At 69.5% G+C, this 17549-nt stretch carries 15 protein-coding genes and 4 pseudogenes; 14 read left to right on the top strand and 5 right to left on the bottom strand.

Translation table 11 applies throughout. From position 1 onward, the window contains the following. The first annotated feature begins 6 nt into the window (after positions 1-6). Positions 7-714, top strand: coding sequence for a hypothetical protein (locus tag ABWK59_RS35740; RefSeq protein WP_354645242.1), 708 nt, complete (start codon positions 7-9; stop codon positions 712-714). Between the two features lie 54 nt (positions 715-768). Here ABWK59_RS35740 and ABWK59_RS35745 read toward each other — a convergent pair whose 3' ends face one another. Then, positions 769-1281: a hypothetical protein gene (locus ABWK59_RS35745; protein WP_354645243.1), complete on the bottom strand. Its 513-nt coding sequence runs from the start codon at positions 1279-1281 to the stop codon at positions 769-771. 273 nt (positions 1282-1554) lie between these two features. Here ABWK59_RS35745 and ABWK59_RS35750 point away from each other — a divergent pair, with 273 nt between their 5' ends. The 7 genes and pseudogenes from ABWK59_RS35750 to ABWK59_RS36705 form a co-directional block, all read left to right on the top strand. Then, on the top strand, positions 1555-1812 hold the full coding sequence (locus tag ABWK59_RS35750; RefSeq protein ID WP_354645244.1) for a hypothetical protein: 258 nt from the start codon (positions 1555-1557) through the stop codon (positions 1810-1812). An 82-nt stretch (positions 1813-1894) separates the two neighbouring features. Beyond that, positions 1895-2344, top strand: a complete 450-nt coding sequence (locus ABWK59_RS35755) for a hypothetical protein (RefSeq protein ID WP_354645245.1) — start codon at positions 1895-1897, stop codon at positions 2342-2344. A 725-nt stretch (positions 2345-3069) separates the two neighbouring features. Further along, positions 3070-3675, top strand: coding sequence for a hypothetical protein (locus tag ABWK59_RS35760; RefSeq protein WP_354645246.1), 606 nt, complete (start codon positions 3070-3072; stop codon positions 3673-3675). A 311-nt stretch (positions 3676-3986) separates the two neighbouring features. Further along, positions 3987-4751 (top strand): transposase family protein, encoded by a 765-nt coding sequence (locus tag ABWK59_RS35765; RefSeq protein WP_420492966.1) that lies wholly within the window; start codon positions 3987-3989, stop codon positions 4749-4751. Between the two features lie 134 nt (positions 4752-4885). Continuing rightward, positions 4886-5650, top strand: coding sequence for a transposase family protein (locus ABWK59_RS35770; protein WP_420492966.1), 765 nt, complete (start codon positions 4886-4888; stop codon positions 5648-5650). Positions 5651-5679: 29 nt separating this feature from the next. After that, positions 5680-6019 (top strand): annotated as a pseudogene (locus ABWK59_RS36700) (IS5 family transposase); the annotation flags it as partial. 91 nt (positions 6020-6110) lie between these two features. Then, positions 6111-6386, top strand: a pseudogene (locus ABWK59_RS36705) (transposase); the annotation flags it as partial. Here the strand turns inward: ABWK59_RS36705 and ABWK59_RS35780 are convergent. Then, on the bottom strand, positions 6350-7066 hold the full coding sequence (locus tag ABWK59_RS35780; protein ID WP_354645247.1) for a hypothetical protein: 717 nt from the start codon (positions 7064-7066) through the stop codon (positions 6350-6352). The pseudogene ABWK59_RS36705 and the gene ABWK59_RS35780 sit on opposite strands and share 37 nt — an antisense overlap. A gap of 30 nt (positions 7067-7096) precedes the next feature. Next, positions 7097-7914, bottom strand: a protein-coding gene (locus tag ABWK59_RS35785) for an IS5 family transposase (RefSeq protein WP_354645248.1) whose coding sequence is annotated in 2 segments (ribosomal slippage) — positions 7097-7572 and positions 7572-7914 — 819 coding nt in all. Because the reading frame shifts where the segments join, the coding sequence is not laid out codon by codon here. A gap of 82 nt (positions 7915-7996) precedes the next feature. Here ABWK59_RS35785 and ABWK59_RS35790 point away from each other — a divergent pair. The 5 genes and pseudogenes from ABWK59_RS35790 (at position 7997) to ABWK59_RS35810 (ending at position 13876) form a co-directional block, all read left to right on the top strand. After that, positions 7997-8793 (top strand): annotated as a pseudogene (locus ABWK59_RS35790) (IS5 family transposase). Positions 8794-9037: 244 nt separating this feature from the next. Further along, positions 9038-9877 (top strand): IS5 family transposase, encoded by an 840-nt coding sequence (locus tag ABWK59_RS35795; RefSeq protein ID WP_354645249.1) that lies wholly within the window; start codon positions 9038-9040, stop codon positions 9875-9877. Positions 9878-9954: 77 nt separating this feature from the next. Next, positions 9955-11189: pseudogene (locus ABWK59_RS35800) on the top strand (IS4 family transposase). Between the two features lie 489 nt (positions 11190-11678). Further along, positions 11679-13208, top strand: coding sequence for a hypothetical protein (locus ABWK59_RS35805; protein WP_354645250.1), 1530 nt, complete (start codon positions 11679-11681; stop codon positions 13206-13208). Between the two features lie 65 nt (positions 13209-13273). Further along, positions 13274-13876 carry a GAF domain-containing protein gene (locus tag ABWK59_RS35810; protein WP_354645251.1) on the top strand — a complete coding sequence of 201 codons (603 nt, stop codon included), beginning with the start codon at positions 13274-13276 and terminating at the stop codon, positions 13874-13876. A 170-nt stretch (positions 13877-14046) separates the two neighbouring features. On the opposite strand, the gene ABWK59_RS35815 is transcribed toward ABWK59_RS35810, so the two are convergent. Further along, positions 14047-15096 carry an IS630 family transposase gene (locus tag ABWK59_RS35815; protein ID WP_354644907.1) on the bottom strand — a complete coding sequence of 350 codons (1050 nt, stop codon included), beginning with the start codon at positions 15094-15096 and terminating at the stop codon, positions 14047-14049. Here ABWK59_RS35815 and ABWK59_RS35820 point away from each other — a divergent pair. After that, complete coding sequence (locus tag ABWK59_RS35820; protein ID WP_354645388.1) at positions 14987-15529, top strand: hypothetical protein; 543 nt, start codon at positions 14987-14989, stop codon at positions 15527-15529. The genes ABWK59_RS35815 and ABWK59_RS35820 overlap by 110 nt on opposite strands. Positions 15530-15827: 298 nt before the next feature. On the opposite strand, the gene ABWK59_RS35825 is transcribed toward ABWK59_RS35820, so the two are convergent. After that, a complete protein-coding gene (locus ABWK59_RS35825) occupies positions 15828-17042 on the bottom strand; it encodes a PP2C family protein-serine/threonine phosphatase (RefSeq protein ID WP_354645252.1) in 1215 nt (404 codons plus the stop codon). Between the last annotated feature and the right edge of the window lie 507 nt (positions 17043-17549).

Consider the following 17549-nt stretch of genomic DNA (forward strand, 5'->3'; position numbering starts at 1 on the left):
CCGGGCATGACGTTCCCTCACCCCGCGCCGGTGGGACCCAACGAGCCGGGAACTGCCGCGCTCGTCCACGGTGCGGTCATCATCAGCACCGTGGAAACCGCCTGGCAGGAGATCCGGCGCCGGCACCCGGACGTGCCGCATCTCGCGGTCACCACTGCGGGCGGCGACGGTGCGGACCCGACCCGCTGCGCGACCCTGCGCACCGGCCGTGAGTTCACCCGCGACGGTGCGCTGACCATGGAGCTCCAGTTCTCCCCCACCGCCTTGCGTCACGGAGGCCGGGCCAATCTGCAGGCGCTGCTGCACCACGCCGCGCACGGCGTAGCCCGGCGGCGCGGCGTGAAGGAGGTGAGCAGCGGCTATCGCTGGCACAACAAGCACTTCGCGCGCATCGCCCGCGATCTCGGGCTCACCCCACCCCGGCGCGCGACCCCGGTTGTGGGGATGACCGACTGCCGGCTCAGCAATGCCGAGGCCGCCCGGTGGGATGAGGTGATCGCGCTCCTGGACGCGGCGGCGGGCGCCCAGCTGGAGGCCCTCGTGCAGTCCACCGCCACCCCGCGCAGTCCCCGCTCCGGCAGCCGGTTCGCCATCGTGTGCGCGGAGTGCTCACCACCCCGGCGGCTCCAGATCACGCCTTTCACCTTCTACCAGGGACCGCTGCTGTGCGGGGTGTGCCTGACCAAGTTCCGGCCGGCACCGCCCGCCGGGTGACGGTGGCCGGCCCCACCCGTGGCATCACGGTGACGCCAGGCTGTTCCTCAGTCGTCAGAGGTCTTCCAGGTAAGCCTGGTGGACGGTGCGGGCGGCCTCCTGCGCGGTGGCGCGCAGAGCAGCCTGCTGGGTGGCGGCGTCGCCGAGGAAGTAGCCCGCGTACACCGCGACCCAGCCGTCGCCGCCGTCCAGGCCTCGCTCGACCCAGCCGACCTGGTGGCCTTCGCCGAGGACCACCAGGACGTCGGGCTGGACCGTCCAGCCGGCGAGCGCCCAGTTGTAGCCGAAGACCTGCGGGTCGAGCGGGATGTGGACGTCCATGCTGCGGGGCAGGCCGCGCAGCAGCGGGTCGCGCGGCACCGACACCGTCCGGTCCGCGGGCCCGGCCGGGGGCTTCTGCTCTGCGGGCTCGGGGGCGGGGGTGGTCTGCTGGGCCAGGCTCCGGTCGACCAGGTCCCGCAGCCGGCCGCCCTCCGCGGCCGGGCCTGCCTGGTCGCGTGGCCCGGCGCCGCCGGGCGGAGTTTCGCCCCGGGGAGCAACGGGCGCCGCGGTGGCCGGACGGGCCACGGGCTGCGTTTCCCCCCGGGGAGGAACAGGTGCCGGCGAGGCCTGCGGCCGGTCCCGGGCGGAGTCGGCCGGCGGGGGAGTTTCGCCCCGGGGCACAACCGGTGCGGGCCGGTCCGCGGGGCCGGGTCCGCTGGCCGCCGGTGCCGGTTCGGGTCCGGCCGCCGGGACCGGCACACCCATGCTCGGGGCGGCGCCGGACAAGGCCGTGGTTTCGCCCCGGGGTGAAACGAGGGGCTTCGGGGCGCTCTCGCCGGGGGTGGCGGTCTGGGTCGGGTGGGCGCTCAGGATCCGCTCGGCGAGCTCGCGGTGGCGCGCGGCCAGGCCGTCGGCGGCGCGGAGGACGTCGTCCAGGGCTTGGCGGGCAACGGCTCCGTCCCCGTCGAGCTCCGCGCGCTCCAGCTGGCGGAGGAAGCGCGCGTCGTGCCGGCGCAGCGCCTCGCCGAGCTCGAGGAGCTCGGTGGCCGGGCTGTCGGCGGGCAGGTCGGCGAGTGCCAGAGTTTCGCCCCCGGGGGTTTTCGGCGGCCGCAGTGAGCGCCTGCTGCTGCCGTTCGCGCTCGCGCGCCCGGTCCGCGCGTGAGGAGCAGGCCTTCGAGCAGTACTCCGCGGGCGGCCCGTGGCGCTCGGTTCCATCTCCTTGCCGCACACGGTGCAGGTCGGCGCGCCGAACAGCATCGGCTCTGCCATCGACTTTTGCCCCGGGGAGAAACTCATGATCGGGATGCTAGCCCGGCACGGCGCTGCCTTTCGCCCCGGGGTGAAACGCTGCACCCCGACGGGCAGCATCAGCCCGTCGCCGCGCATCTCGGGCCGCAAACAATCGGTCGCAGAAGTCGCAAACTACAAGTCGCAGCAGCAGCTGCGCGGCGCTGCGCAACCGGTCTTGCGCATGCGCAGCGCCGCCTTGCGCACGCGCATTCAGCGCTGCAACGGCCGATTGCGCATGCGCAGCGGACGGGACGTGTTGCTGCGCAGGGGGTCGGGCATCGCCGTCGTCGGCCGGGGCGGGGAGGTCGGGCCGAGGCCTGCGGCGGGCGGGGTGAGATCCGGTTCGCACCTACATTGACCTGCGGCGGGGAGTTTGCATCGCACCCGATGGGCGCCGAACTCACCAGTGGTTGCGCACCCGACGCCCGGCGCTGCGACGGCCGTTGCAGCGCGGGCAGCGCCGTTGCGCGGCCGGTCGCAGTGGCAGCCGACAGCGCGCAGCAGCGGCGGGGCAGCGGACGGGTTCTTCTAGGGCCTGTCTCCTCGATCACGGGCGGAGTCGTGTCCGGAGGCAGGCCCTACTGGCCTGCCGATTCGACGGTGGCTTCGTACGCTACTGCGCTGGCGGGTGGTTCTCTTCGAACAGGTGGCGAATTCACTCGCTCTAGTTCACCTGTCCAGGTGACATGTCGGCTCACGTGCGACGCGGCAGTCGGATGCCGTATGAAGATGATCAAACGGGGCGGGATGCGCTCGTCCCGTCGGCGGGTCGGACGAATCCCCGAACCGTCTCTCGCAGGGCGGGCCTCGCGCGTTCGCCGTACCCATTTCAGCCGTGGACACCATGGTGTTGAGGAGCAAGATTTCTGTGGACAGGTTCTCGTTGGCACGCGTCGCCGCGGTTGCGGTGCTCGGCCTCGTAGCGGTTCCTTCCGTGGGCGTCGGTAGCACCACGGCGGCGGCCGCCCCCGTGGCCCGTGCGGCGTTCGCGGGGGAGCCTCGCTGTACCGAGGGTGAGTCGTGGAAGGGGGCGGGTGGGGCCAGTCCGCCACTGTGTGGGCGTGTGGGAAGACCGACGGGCGGATGCTCGACATCACTGCACACGCGGCCTGCTACTACGCGTTGGGCACGTACGAACAGTGCTCCGCCACCGCTGGCGAGTGGACGCTCCGCAAGGACGGGAAGGACGTCGCATCGAGCGATTCCGGATTCGAGGTGATCTACCCCGGTCCGGGTACCTACGAGCTGGACATGTTCATCGAGGCGAGAGGGCGCTCTGCTGGCAGCTCGACGGACAATCTCCAAGTCTCGGGGCGCCATGTCCGCACCGTCACCTTCGACACGCCTGTCGTTGACGGCCCGCTCCTGGACGGTGCCGCCAGCCCGTCCGACTACGAGCCGTCGGCCCTGACGGTCACCAACAAGGGCAATCAGCCCGCGAAGGCCGTGGTCATCAAGATTCAGGGCCGAGATATCGCCAAGGTGACCAACGACAAGCGTTGCAAGCCGAATGACTGGGGCGACCTGGAGTGCGCACTGGGTGACGTGGCAGCGAATTCCTCGGTATCGGTGCCGCTGGATCGGGATGCCCTCGCCAATACCTGCGAGAGTGATCCCGGTTTCACCTTCTGGACGTACAGGGCCGAGAACTTCCCCGAATCGTCGGGCAAGTCGCTCTGCCGCGACTAGGGCCACGAGCGTCCGCCGCGACGGACATCCACGCCGGCCCGCACCGATCAACCTCGCGTAACAACGTAACCGGTGCGGGCCGGTTGCTCTACATCCGCACCCGCCGGCTCGCCCCTCGGCGCCGAAGGGTTGTCGCATGAGATCCAGCCTTACCCCAGTGCCCGGCCAGGTCGTGTCACTTCGATCAGTGAGCCTCTTTCATCCTGTCCCGACAGGGTGAAATGCCTGGTCAGCGAGTTGTAGTGACGCAACAAGGCCCCTCGTCGTTGCCGTGGTGATCTCACTCATCACGTCGCCGCCGAGGGGCCCTGTTGGTCTCGTATCCTGCCATGCTCGACGTCCCGCACGAGCTGGTCGAGCACGTCTCGTGGCTGATCCATACCCGAAGGTGTGAACTCGGATCGCGGTGGCGGAAGTTGGGCTGCTTCAAGCAGGCATTGCTGGTCCTGGCGCATCTACGGAAGAACGAGACGCTCGCCCAGGTCGGAGCCGGGTTCGGGGTGTCGGAGGCGACCGCCTGGCGGTACGTGGACGAGACCCTGGAGGTCTTGGCGGCGTGGGCACCGGGCCTGCGCGAGGCGCTGGTGGGTCTGGGCGAGGGCGACTTCGTGATCGTCGACGGGACCCTGATCCCGACCGACCGGATCAAGGCGGACGAGCCGTACTACTCGCAGAAGCACCGCAAGCACGGGATGAACGTCCAGGTCGTCGCCACGCCCGACGGCACACCGCTCTGGTTCTCCCGCGCCCTGCCCGGTCGCACCCACGACCTGACCGCCGCCCGCGCCCACGGCATCGTCCAGGCCTGCCTGACCAGGGAGATCCTGGTCCTGGCGGACAGGGCCTACCAGGGTGCCGGCGCCACCGTCCGCACCCCGTACTACCGACACGACGAACTGCCCGAGCACTACAAGCAGTACAACCGGGACCACGCCCGCCTCAGGGCACCCGGCGAACGCGCCTTCGCCCGACTCAAATCCTGGCGACTCCTACGACGGGCCCGCTGCTCGACCAACCGGATCAGCCGGACCGTTGCAGCCGTCCACACCCTCCTGACCTGGCAAAACCCAGGATGAAAGAGGCTCAGTGAGCCTCTTTCATCCTGTCCCGACAGGGTGAAATGCCTGGTCAGCGAGTTGTAGTGACGCAACAAGGCCCCTCGTCGTTGCCGTGGTGATCTCACTCATCACGTCGCCGCCGAGGGGCCCTGTTGGTCTCGTATCCTGCCATGCTCGACGTCCCGCACGAGCTGGTCGAGCACGTCTCGTGGCTGATCCATACCCGAAGGTGTGAACTCGGATCGCGGTGGCGGAAGTTGGGCTGCTTCAAGCAGGCATTGCTGGTCCTGGCGCATCTACGGAAGAACGAGACGCTCGCCCAGGTCGGAGCCGGGTTCGGGGTGTCGGAGGCGACCGCCTGGCGGTACGTGGACGAGACCCTGGAGGTCTTGGCGGCGTGGGCACCGGGCCTGCGCGAGGCGCTGGTGGGTCTGGGCGAGGGCGACTTCGTGATCGTCGACGGGACCCTGATCCCGACCGACCGGATCAAGGCGGACGAGCCGTACTACTCGCAGAAGCACCGCAAGCACGGGATGAACGTCCAGGTCGTCGCCACGCCCGACGGCACACCGCTCTGGTTCTCCCGCGCCCTGCCCGGTCGCACCCACGACCTGACCGCCGCCCGCGCCCACGGCATCGTCCAGGCCTGCCTGACCAGGGAGATCCTGGTCCTGGCGGACAGGGCCTACCAGGGTGCCGGCGCCACCGTCCGCACCCCGTACTACCGACACGACGAACTGCCCGAGCACTACAAGCAGTACAACCGGGACCACGCCCGCCTCAGGGCACCCGGCGAACGCGCCTTCGCCCGACTCAAATCCTGGCGACTCCTACGACGGGCCCGCTGCTCGACCAACCGGATCAGCCGGACCGTTGCAGCCGTCCACACCCTCCTGACCTGGCAAAACCCAGGATGAAAGAGGCTCAGTGGCTCGTTGTTCAGGTCATGCTCAGCAGGGGGGATCTCACGGACGGCGAGTGGGCGGTGCTCGAACCGCTGCTGCCCAGGAGTAATAGACGGTGCGGCCGGTGGCGGGATCACCGGCAGGTGATCAACGGGATCATCCACCGGCTCAGCACCGGCTGTCAGTGGCGGAAACTGCCCGAGCGTTTCGGTCCATGGCAGACCATCCACAAACGCCATGCCCTGTGGTCGGCCGACGGCACCTGGGAGCGACTGCTCCAGCACGTCCAAGCCGTCGCCGACGCAGCAGGTGACATCGACTGGAACATCAACGTCGACTCCACCTCGATCCGCGCCCACCAGCACGCCGCCGGCGCCCCGACCAATCCGCCACCAGCACTGCCGGGCGCCTCAAAGGGGGGCCTGTAAAGGTCAGTTCACATGCGCCTGCTCCTGTTCCTGGCGGAGGTGGGGCGGCAGGCGAGGCTCTCGGACGCTCCCGCGGCGGACTCACCACGAAGATCCACCTGAGTGCGGACGGTAGATGCCGCCCGCTCTCCCTGGTCGTCACTGCCGGCCAACGGGCGGACTGCACGCAGTTCGAACCCGTCATGGACAAGATCCGCGTCCCCCGGCTCGGCGTGGGACGACCGCGGCGACTGCCTGACAGTGTCGGCGCCGACAAGGCGTACAGCAACAGCTCGATCCGCTCCTACCTGCGGCGGCGCGGCCCGTCCGGCGCGGGCCCAGGATCCAGCGCCACGCTGATCTCGTACGGGTTCTGCCGGGCGAGGTTCAGCAGCGGTGGGACCAGGTCGGCCCACGGCTCGTCGTACGTGCCGTCGTCCATGTCGCTCAGGCGCCCCGCGGCGACGGTAACCCTCGTCCACGCCTGCCCGTCCGCGGTGAGGTTGGAGTACAGGGACTCGATCGAGCGCAGCAGCTGGGTGCGCTGGTCGCGGTAGCGCTCGAGTTCCCCCGGGCCGCTCGCGGCGGCGCGGGCGGCGTAGCGGTGCTCGGCCGGGACCTCCAGCAGTTCCTGCAGTCGGCCGACCGATGGCTCGGCGCGCAGGACCTCCAGCTCCGCCGGTGTCAGCGGGGGCCGCCCAGCGACCAGCCGGTCCAGGATCGACAGGCCCGTCGCCACGTACGCCGTGGTGTACCGACACAGCAGCCGCTCCAGCCCGGAGACGAGGTCCAGGGCCGCGCTCGCGGTTTGGTCCAGCGCGTCGAAGTGCAGAGACAGGGCCACCGTGCCGTTGTCGAGACGCCGCTCGGCGGCGTCCATCATCCTCACCAGCCGCCTCGAGGTGGCCCGGGCCGCTTCCCACTCGTGTTCCAGGTCCCCGATCACGTCGTCGAACGCGGCCAGCGCCTCGTACTCCGGCTCGCTCAGACCCGCCAGCGTCGACCTGCCCGGGAAGTCCACCCCTGACCCTCCATCACATAAGACCATGTCCTACGTGGTGAGTCGTGCCAGTCGTTTGTGGCATGTGATTGCGGCGGCGAGGTCGCAGAAGGCCAGGTAGAGCAGGTGGTCGCGCTCGTAGCGGCGGGCGATGCGGCGGTAGCCGGTGAGCCAGGCCATGGTGCGCTCGATGACCCATCGGTGGCGGCCGAGGGTCTGGCTCGACTCGATACCCTTGCGGGCGATTCGGGGCAGGATCTGCTGCCTGCGGAGCCATTTCCGCAGCTCGGGACTGTCGTAGGCCTTGTCTGCGTGGACCTTGCGGGGTCGGTAGTGCAGGCCTCGTTCCGGGTCGTGTTTCATTTGGAGGGCCTGGACGAGCGGGATCAGTCCGTGCTGGTCGTGAACGTTGCCGGCGGAGATGCCGATGACGAGGGGCAGTCCGCCGCGGTCGGACAGGACGTGCACCTTGGAGCCGGGCTTGCCCCGGTCGACGGGGCTGGGACCGGTGTGGGCACCCCCCTTTTCGCGCGGACGTGCACCGAGTCCACGACCACCCGCGACACGTCGAGCACATCCGCGGCGACCAGGTGCTCCAGCATCGCTCGTCGTAGTCGGCCCCACAGGCCGTCCCTGGTCCAGATCGTGAAGCGGCGGTGCACCGTGGACTTCGACAAGCCGAAGCACGGCGGCAGATGACGCCACGCGCACCCGGTCGTCAGCACGAAGACGATCGCGGCGAATACCGCCTCGTCGTCCAGGTTCGCCGTCCCACCGCCCTGCGGCCGCACCCGGGCCGCCGGCAGCAACGGCTCCACCAGATCCCACAAGCCGTCAGGAACGATCCAACCCCACCCACCACTCCCCATGACCGATCCAACGACCCAGCCACCACGTAGGACACGCTGTAAGAAGTCATCTCATTTGGGCTTGTAGGCTGCTCGCGTGACGATTGTGGAGCGCCTGGTGCCGGACGAGTTGTGGGAGCTGTTCCAGCGGGTGGTGCCGCCGGCGCCGACCCGGCCGCAGGGCGGCGGCCGACGCCGCTACGGGGACCGGGAGGTGCTGGCCGCGATCGTGTTCGTGGCCACCTCCGGGTGCACCTGGGCCCAGCTCCCGCCGTGTTTCGGGCCGTCCGGGCCGACCGCGCACCGGCGCTTCGCGGAGTGGACCACGGCCCGGGTGTGGGCGAAGCTCTACCGCCTGGTCCTGGACGAACTCGGCGCCCGCGGCGAGCTGGACTGGTCGCGGTGCGCGGTCGACTCGGTGAACATGCGGGCCACGAAGAAAGGGACCTGACGGGTCCGAATCCTGTCGATCGGGGCAAGTTTGGGTCGAAGATCCACTTGCTCACCGAACGCACCGGTCTGCCCCTCTCGCTCGCGATCTCCGGCGCGAACCTGCACGACAGCCAGGCCCTGATCCCGCTCGTCGAGGCGATCCCGCCGATCCGCTCCCGCCGCGGCCCGAGGCGCCGCCGGCCCGGCAAGCTCCACGGCGACAAAGGCTACGACCACCGCTTCATCTGCTCCTACCTGCGACGACGACAGATCGCACACCGCATCGCCCGCCGCGGCATCGAGTCCTCGACCCGCCTCGGCCGGCACCGCTGGGTCATCGAGCGCACCGTCGCCTGACTCGGCGGCTTCCGCAGACTCCACCGCCGCTACGAACGCAAGGCCGACCACTTCGCAGCCTTCGCCACCCTCGCCGCCACCCTCATCTGCCACCGCAGAATCACCAAATGAGATGACTTCTTACTGGGCGTTTCAGCCGTAAACGGGCGGGTTGATCACGGTTTCCGGGGCGCCCAGGCCGCCGGCGTTCGGTGACGCTTGGGACTCTGGCGGCGGGAGGGGCGCCGTTGCATGAATGTCCGCCGGAACTGTGCGCTTCCTCCTGTCTCATCCCTGGAAGCCGGGCCTGATCGTATTTGTCTCTCGAGAACCGCGGGCCCTGGGCAGGGTGACGATCCCGCAGTATGCCGTCGTCATGACGGATCGTCGACCGTATCCGAGCGACCTGTCCGACGCCCGCTGGGCCCTGGTCGAACCCACCCTCACCGCCTGGCGACAGGCCCGCACCGAACGCGCCCTCGCCTTCGGTCGGCCACCCGAGCACGCACTGCGCGACCTGCTGGACGCCATCCTCTACGTCGACCGCACCGGCATCCCCTGGCGCTACCTCCCGCACGACTACCCACCCCATCAGACCGTCTACGCCTACTTCGCCCGCTGGCAGAAGGAGGGAGTGTTCGAGCAGCTCAACGGCCTGCTGCGGCGCCTGGTCCGCGCCGCCGAAGGCCGCAACACCGAGCCGACGGCCTGCATCCTCGACTCCCAGAGCGTGAAGACCTCCGCCAACGTTCCCGCCGCCTCGGAGGGCGTCGACGTCGGGAAGAAGATCGTGGGCAGGAAGCGGAACATCGTCACCGACACGATCGGCTTGCTGCTGGTGGTGCTGGTCACCGCCGCAAGCGTCCAGGACGGCACCGCCGGCCGACAGCTGTTGACCGCGGTCGCAGCCGACCACCCGAGCATTGGCAAAGCCTGGGTCGACATGGGATACAAGAACGCCGTCGTCGAGCATGGCGCCACACTCGGCATCGATGTCGAGATCGTCCGCCGCGACCCAGCGACCAGGGGATTCGTCGTCCAGCCCCGCCGCTGGGTGGTCGAGCGGACCTTCGGCTGGCTCATGAACCACCGGCGCCTGGCCCGCGACTACGAAGCCCTTCCGGCCCGCTCTGAAGCCATGGTCCACGTCGCGATGATCAGCCTCATGACCCGCCGACTCGCCGGCGAAGCCACCCCGACCTGGCGCGGCACCTGAGCCCCAGAATCGGGGGCGAAACGCCCAGTTAGCCGCAATACCGGTGACTTTGGGGCGTTCTGGTCGTTGGGCTGGGTGTGCCAAGGCCGGGTCAGAAGAAGTCGTCGGGGGTTGATCGGTTCTCGGATCGGATCGCGTTGGGGGTGCTGACGCGGACGTTTCCGGCGGATCTGGTCGACGAGGTGGTCGCCGAGTGCGGGCGGGTCGAGCAGCGGCATCGGCTGTTGCCGGCGCGGGTGGTGGTGTACTTCGTGCTCGCGATGTGCCTGTTCTTCGGGCAGGGCTACGAGGAGGTGGCCCGCCTGCTCACGCAGGGCCTGCGGGACCAGGGCCGGTGGGCGACGGCGTGGCGGGTGCCGACGACCGCGGCGATCGGGCGCGCGCGCCTGCGGCTGGGGTCTCAGCCGCTGCGGTTGTTGTTCCAGCGGGTGGCCCGTCCCGTCGCCTCTTCGTCCACGGCCGGTTCCTGGTACCGCAGTTGGCGGCTGGTGGCCGTGGACGGCACGACGTTCGACCTGCCCGATACGGCCGCCAACGCCCAGCATTTCGGCCGCCCGGGCACCAGTCGTGGCCAGGGCCGCAGCGCCTATCCGCAGGCGCGGGTGGCGGCACTGGTGGAGTGCGGGACACACGCGGTGTTCGCGGCCGACGTCGCCCCGCTGTCCGTGCACGAGACCGCGCTGGCTGCCCGCCTGTTCGGGAGCTGGGGGCGGGAATGCTGCTGCTGGCCGACCGGGGCTTCAAAGGCCTGGACCTGTGGCGGGCCGCCCGCGCCCAGGGCGCGGACCTGTTGTGGCGCGTCTCCTCCAGCCAGGTCCTCCCGGTGGTGACCCCGCTGGCGGACGGCTCCTACTTGTCGCGGATCGTCGCCGCCCGGGACAAGAACCGCCGCGCCGACCCCGAGACGGTGCGGGTCATCGAGTACACCCTCGACACAGACAGGGGCACGGTTTACCGGTTGATCACCTCGATCCTCGACCCGACTCGGGCACCGGCCGCGGACCTGGCCACGCTCTACGCCCAGCGCTGGGAGATCGAGAACGCCCTGGACGAGATCAAGATCCATCAGGGCGGCCCCGGCCTGGTCCTGCGCTCCCAGCACCCGGACGGTGTCGAGCAGGAGATCTTCGCGTTCCTCCTGGTGCACCACGCCCTGCGGGACCTGATGCACCAGGCCGCACGCCAGGCCGGCCACGATCCGGACCGGATCTCCTTCACCCGCACCCTGCGTGTGGTGCGCCGCCACGTCACCGGGCAGGCGGCGCTTTCCCCCCTCCCGGCTCGCCCGCTGCCTCACCCAGGCCCGGCATGAGATCCGTGAACGGCTCCTGCCCCCACGGCGGTTACGCAGCAACCCCCGCGTGATCAAGCGGAAGATGTCCAACTGGGCACTCAAGCGAGCCGAGCACCACAACCCACCCCGCCCACACCCCCCGCACCCGGCACTTGTCCCACCTACCAGGACTGCCCCGAGCCGCCGGAAAAACACCTAAATCACCGGTATTGCAGTTAGCCGGGCCGAGTCCTGCCGTGCAGCCACGCGCGAACATCACACCGGATCTCGCGCAGCCAGCACCCGGGCTGCCGACCGGTGACACCGCGGTGCAGCCGCTCCACGACAGCCCACGTATCCCCACGGGTCCACCGCTGACACCGTTCCGGCAGACTCACGAATTCAGCCCGGCAACCATTTTCCCTGGCGCTCAATTACGGCTTGTTGGTGTTCCGGACGAGTGAGGTCAGGCGGGTGGCTGCGGCGTGGCGGCGAGGGCTCGAGAGGCGGGCTCGATAGGGGTTTGACATGACGACACTCCCCTTGCGCCGATGTCCGGCTCTCGTCGCCCTGGCCGCCGCTGTGCTTCTCACCACACCGGCCGCGAGGGCGGCCACGCCGCCGGGCCCCTCTTCGAGCGCCAGCTCCTCCTTGTCGACCCAGGGCTCGGGCCACGGGCACGACTCTCCGCCGGCTGATACCGGTCGGCAGGTTGAGCGGTTCAAGCACCAACTGGCCAGATCCGGCTACGTCTCGCAGTCCGGAACCGAGGCCGTCTTCGACCTGAACCGCAGGTACTGCGAAGGTGCCGTTTTCAGCGGTATGTGGCCCAATCCCCAGTCGCCCTACATCGTCACCAGCATGCCGGAAGTGCCCGGTCAGGCGCCCAACACCAACCCGCCCGTGACGTGGCGCCTGCGGCAGGACGAAGCGATCGTCCTGATCGGCGCGACGCCACCTCCGGAGGAGTACTTCTCCTTCGACCTCACCAACGTCAAAGGCTCCCTGCACACCGGCCCGGTCGTGTGGACGTCAGTGGGCGACCCGGTCAACAACAAGACGGTGCATACGACCGGCCCCGGACCGTACAACCGGCCGTTCGCCCTGGTGATCACGGGCAACGGGCGCACCCGGTCGGAGGTGAACAGGATGCTGCATGCCTCCGGGCTGGGGGGTGCGACGAACAACATGACGATTCCGCCGGCCATGTACCGGCTCGGCCTCGACCAGGATGCCGATCAGTTCCTGCTCGGCATCCGCACGATCGTGGCGGAACCAGGCTTCGAGCAGGCACTCGACCACTACCGCGCCGCGCCGCCGCTCCAGGTCCTGCGGGTGCGGCCGCAGAGCAGCTCCGGGGACGACACAGCGCCGGTGTACGCACCCGATCCGCTACCGGTGCCTCCGTTGCGCGTCTCCGGGACCGGGACCACCGAACTCGACCTCAACCCCACCCTGCAATTGCTGCGTCAGCGGATCATCGACGCTTACCCGGGCTTTGATGCGCACGACGACGTGGTTGAGCGCGGCTTCGAGGAGTCATATCCGGGGTTGCAGGACAACCTGGTGATCGATCCGCCCACCACTGGAGTGGGCGCGTTGTCCAACGACGCCGACGACCCGATCTCCCACAACTTCTCCCTGCCGGACGGCTCCTTCGTTGTCACCTACGGCACGAACCACGTGGCCACCGGGCAGGCGAGCTACTCCAGCGTCACGCTCAACGCCGACGCCCATGCAGCCGTGGCTCTGACGGCGCAGAGCAACCGTGATCTGCAAGGCAGCGCAAATGACTTCATCTCCGATCAGCCGGACTCGGACAAGCTCTACGCCTGGTCCTTCAGCCGCGCCGGCGGCAGCGGCCCGTCCGGACCACACGTAACCACGCTCCCGCCCGCCGGCACCGACTTCTGCGCGCAGTACGGTGCTGACCGGCCCGTCGACATGAGTACGATCCGCGTCGTGGCCCGCGCCTACATGCAGCCCGAAACCTTCACCCGCCCGGCTCTGTCCTCATTGCTCCTGGACCGGCTTCTCATCTTCACCCCGAAGAAGTAGCCGTCTCGGAGAACCGGCCCAGCGGAAGGCAGGTCTGTCTCAGGTGATCGCGGCCGGTGCCCGGCATGACACCAGCCTTCTGGCGGTTGGAGCGGCGTCGGCGCTCGGGCGCCGCTTCTTCCGCCCCTGACCGGGGAGGCGTCCTGCGCCCGGCAGGGGAAATGCGCTGCGGCCGGGCGCCTTCGGGCTGCCCGGCGCTGCCTGCGGGGCGCCGGGCTGCCGGAGAGCGCCCGGCCGCCGGCGACGAACGCGTCCACGACCCCGACGGGCCGTGGTCGGGCACACCCGGGCCGGCGATGTTCGCACCGCTGACCGACCACGGCCGCACCACCGGAGTCCTCCTCGTCACCCGCGAGATTGGCCGCGACGGCTTCGACCAGGCGCAACTGGACATGCTGACCTCTTTCGCCGCCCAGGCCGCCCTGGTCCAGCAACTGGCCGCCGAACGCGCCGACGCCGAACGCATCGCCCAGGTCCGCGACCACGACCGCATCGCCCAAGATCTGCGCGACCACGTCGTCGAAGAGATCTTCGCCGTCAGCCTCACCCTCAACGGACTGGCCACCACCGCCCCGCCGGAACGGCAGCAAACCCTCCTCGACGCCGTCATCCGTGACATCCGCACCACCGTCTTCGACCTGCAACACCCCGACAACGATCCACCCTGATCGCCCTCAAAGCGTCCGGCAGGACGCGGAGAGCGGCGAACGCCGACAGCGTGGCCGTTGATGACACTGCGGCCAGCGGCACCGATCAGTGCCGCTGGCCATCGCCGGTCCTACTTGCGAGAGTCGACAGGGTGAAATCCCAAGCTCCACGGCGTGTGGCCTCATATTGATCAGAAACTCAATTGGTTCTCGTCAAGGGTGTAGCGCACGTGCGGACCGTGGAAGTAGCCGCGGACGATGTGAGGCTGGTGCTGGCGGCGGCGGAAGAAGCGTCGCGCTTCGGCCGCGAGCTCGGCCTGGTTGCGGGCCCGGTGGCTCGTGGGCAGGCTGCGCTTGAGGTCGGCGTTGACCAGTTCGTCGGGGTTCAGCTCGGGCGAGTAGGACGGCAGGAAGTGCAGCTCGATCTGGTCGGCGTGGTCGGCCAGCCAGGCGCGGACCTTCTTGCTGCGGTGGGCCGAGTGCCGGTCCACGACGAGGTGGACCTTGCGGTCGAAGTGGCAGGCGAGCCGGCTGAGGAAGCGGCACATGACCTGCGCGTCGAAGGTGCCAGTGAAGACCATGAAGTGCATGCGGCCCTTGGTGCTGATCGCGGACATGGCGTTGACCGAGAACCGGTTCCCGGTCCGGCGCACGATCGGGGTCCGGCCCTTCTCGCCCCAGGTCCGGCCGCTGACCTGGTCAGAACGGATGCCGACCTGGTCGGCGAACAGCACCTCGGCGCCCTCGGCCTTCGCCTTCGCGCGGATCGCCGGCCACGTTTCCTGCAGCCAGGCACGCACCGCCTCGGGATCCTGCTCGACAGCCCGCTTGTCCGGACGCTGGAACGACAGCCCCCAGCGGCGCAGGTACTTGCCCACCCCCGGCTCGGTCAGCCGGACCCGATACAGCTTCGCGATCAGCGCACCCACCTGGGAACGCGTCCACAGCTGACCGACAAGCCCCAGCTCACAGGGCTGGTGGTCGAGCACGGCCTGCCGCACCGCCGCCTGCTCTGCCTCGGACAACACCTGATGCTCCCCGACCCGTCGCCCGCGGGGCCGCCCGATCAGCGCCTCACGACCGCCGGCCAGCCACCTCGCCCACCAGCCGTCCACCGCCTTCAACGAGACCTTGAACACCGCCGCGACGTCCTCGCGATCCCGGCCCTCCACCAACGCGGCCACCGCCCGCAGCCGCAACGCCTCCTGCGCCGACGGCGACAAGTGCCGCGCATCCCCCACCAGTTCACTCACGCGATGTTCAACGATCCAGAACCCCTACCGTTTCGGATCAATATCACCAACAGATCCGTACGGTAGCCCGCAACCCCTCACCCAAGTCCTCGCCAACCCCGACGGCTACGCCGCCCACCTGGAACGCCGCTGGGCGCAGGAGACCGAGGAGCGGCGCCGCGACGCCGAACGCAAACAAGCCCAGCAGCGGCGCGAAGCCGCCCGCCGGCAGGCCCAGGAGCAGCGGGAAGCCGCCAGGCGGGCTGTCGAGCGGGGTGAGCGCCCCGACCTCGACCGGATCTGGGCCAACCGAAAGATCGGCCCCGACGGCAGCGTCACCTTCCCCGACCTCGACCAGGCCACCGACCCCCAGCCACCCACCGCCCCCGCCCCGCCGACACCTGCACCGCCCGCGCCCCGGCGCCGCTTCTTCCGCCCCTGACCGCGCCGTACCGGGGCGGCTGCTCGTCGGCCTTCTTCAGCACTTCCTCGGCCTCAGTGTCGGCGCCGGCCCGACGGTAGGCCGCCGCAGAGTCCTCGCGCATGGCCCGGACCTCGCCGACCGGGCGTCCGGCCGCCCGCATGGTGCTGGCGAGTTCACCGAGCGCCTGACCCTCGCGGAACGCATCGTCCAGCTCACGGAACACGGCCACGGCACGCTCACCGGCCTCCAAAGCCGGTGGCCGAGCACCAGGATGTGCTCGGCGGGCGGAGACCTGCAGTGCGAGCACTGAGACGCCTCACAGGCTGACGACGACCAGGGCGGTGTCGTCTGTGACGCCTTCGGCGGGGATCAGGTCGTTCATCACGGCATCGGCGAGTGCGTCGGGGGTGGTGAGTTCCTTGTGGCGGATCAGGGCGTCGGTGAGTTGGCTGAGTCCGGTGTCGATGTCCTGGTGGCGGCGTTCGATGAGGCCGTCGGTGTAGAGCAGGAGGGTGCCGCCGTCGGTGAAGGCGGTGGTGGCTTCCGGCCGAGGGCTGGACTCGAAGACGGCATCCAGCGGCGGATCGGTCGCCTGGTCCAACAGCTCCACAGTGCCGTCGCCGCGAAGAAGGACCGGAGGGGGGTGGCCGGCGCTGGAGTAGGTGATGAGGTGCCGGCTGAAGTCGATGAAGGCGGTCACCGCGGTGGTCGACTCGGCGCCGGTGACGCAATGCGCGTACCGGCCAAGGACCTCGAGGGCCTGTGCGGGGCCGGTGGCGACCAGGGAGGTGGCGGACAGGGCGCTGCGGAGCTGGCCCATGATGCCTGCGGCCTCCAGGCCGTGGCCGACGACATCGCCTACGGCCACGGCGATCTTGTCGCCGTCCTGGAGTTGGACCAGGTCGTACCAGTCGCCACAGACATTGAGGGAGCCGACCGCGGGCCGGTAGCGGACGGCGAACCGGTGATGGCTGATCGGGGGCGGAACGGGGAGCATGGCGCGCTGCAGGGAGAGGGCGACCTCACGCTCGCGGGCGTGGGCGCGACGCAGGCGCTCGTTGATTTCGTGCAGCTGCCGCATCCGGCTGAAGAGCTCGGCCTCGAGCTGGAGTGAGCCGTCCGGCCGGCTGGTGGCGCGCAGGAGTTCAGTGACTTCCTCGACGCGGTGGATCACCAGGGCGATGTGGCCGTCGGGCGCGAAGACGGGCGCGTTGACCGAGCTCCAGTAGCGTTCCTCCCAATGGCCGGGGCGCTGCGCGGATTCCACGTCGTAGCGCTGCAGGTCCATGTCGATCTCGCGGTTGGCCAGGACCGCGCGCAGGGATGCCTCCAGGTGGCGGGCGTCGGAGGCTGCCGGGTCCCGCGGGCTGCCGGGGAAGGCGTCGAAGAGGTAGCGGCCCACCACCTGGTCGCGGCTGCGTCCGGCCTGGCGCAGCCACGCGAGGTTGGCGTCGGCGAAGACCAGATCGGGAGTCAGCAGAGCGACCGCGCCCGGCAGCGCTTGGAACACTGCCGCGTAGTCGATAATCATGGATGCAGGATATGGATAAATGGTGCGATTTCACGGTTACCGGCATCCTCCTGATGGAGACCCGGGCCTTCCTGGCTTTGTTCACGGGTTTCGGAGTCAGTTCGTCATGACTTCGGGAGACGTCTACTGATCGGCGGAGCCGATGTTCACGAGTGCGGGAGTCACCTGCCGTCGTTCGGCAGCGGTGCGGTGCTCACTCCCGCCTGCCCCCGTAGCCAGCGCTTTTGTCCTGAACTCCAGGCGACCAGTACCCGGCGGCCTACCGGCTGCTACCGAGGTGCTGACCGCTCTCGTGAACATCCGGCTCCGGCGCTGACTCCCGAACCGCTGTCGAAACGCTGCTCTGCGATGTGAACAGAGCCAGCCTTCCTCTGTCGGCGGCAACCCGATCAGGAATGTAGCTGCCCAACCGGTCTGCACGCCGCCCGCCGAACATGCGCAGCGAGGACGACCGTCGGCCAACGCCCTGGTGGGGAGCCTGCGATCAGACCGGATGAACTGCACAGC

Source organism: Kitasatospora sp. HUAS MG31, assembly GCF_040571325.1.
GTDB classification, from domain to species: Bacteria; Actinomycetota; Actinomycetes; order Streptomycetales; family Streptomycetaceae; genus Kitasatospora; species Kitasatospora camelliae.

Bases quoted from the DNA above. Each gene is read 5' to 3' on its own strand.
- ABWK59_RS35805 (WP_354645250.1), top strand. From the start codon at position 11,679: ATGACGACACTCCCCTTGCGCCGATGTCCGGCTCTCGTCGCCCTGGCC.
- ABWK59_RS35825 (WP_354645252.1), bottom strand. From the start codon at position 17,042: ATGATTATCGACTACGCGGCAGTGTTCCAAGCGCTGCCGGGCGCGGTC.
- ABWK59_RS35810 (WP_354645251.1), top strand. From the start codon at position 13,274: ATGACACCAGCCTTCTGGCGGTTGGAGCGGCGTCGGCGCTCGGGCGCC.
- ABWK59_RS35760 (WP_354645246.1), top strand. From the start codon at position 3,070: ATGCTCGACATCACTGCACACGCGGCCTGCTACTACGCGTTGGGCACG.
- ABWK59_RS35740 (WP_354645242.1), top strand. From the start codon at position 7: ATGACGTTCCCTCACCCCGCGCCGGTGGGACCCAACGAGCCGGGAACT.
- ABWK59_RS35795 (WP_354645249.1), top strand. From the start codon at position 9,038: ATGACGGATCGTCGACCGTATCCGAGCGACCTGTCCGACGCCCGCTGG.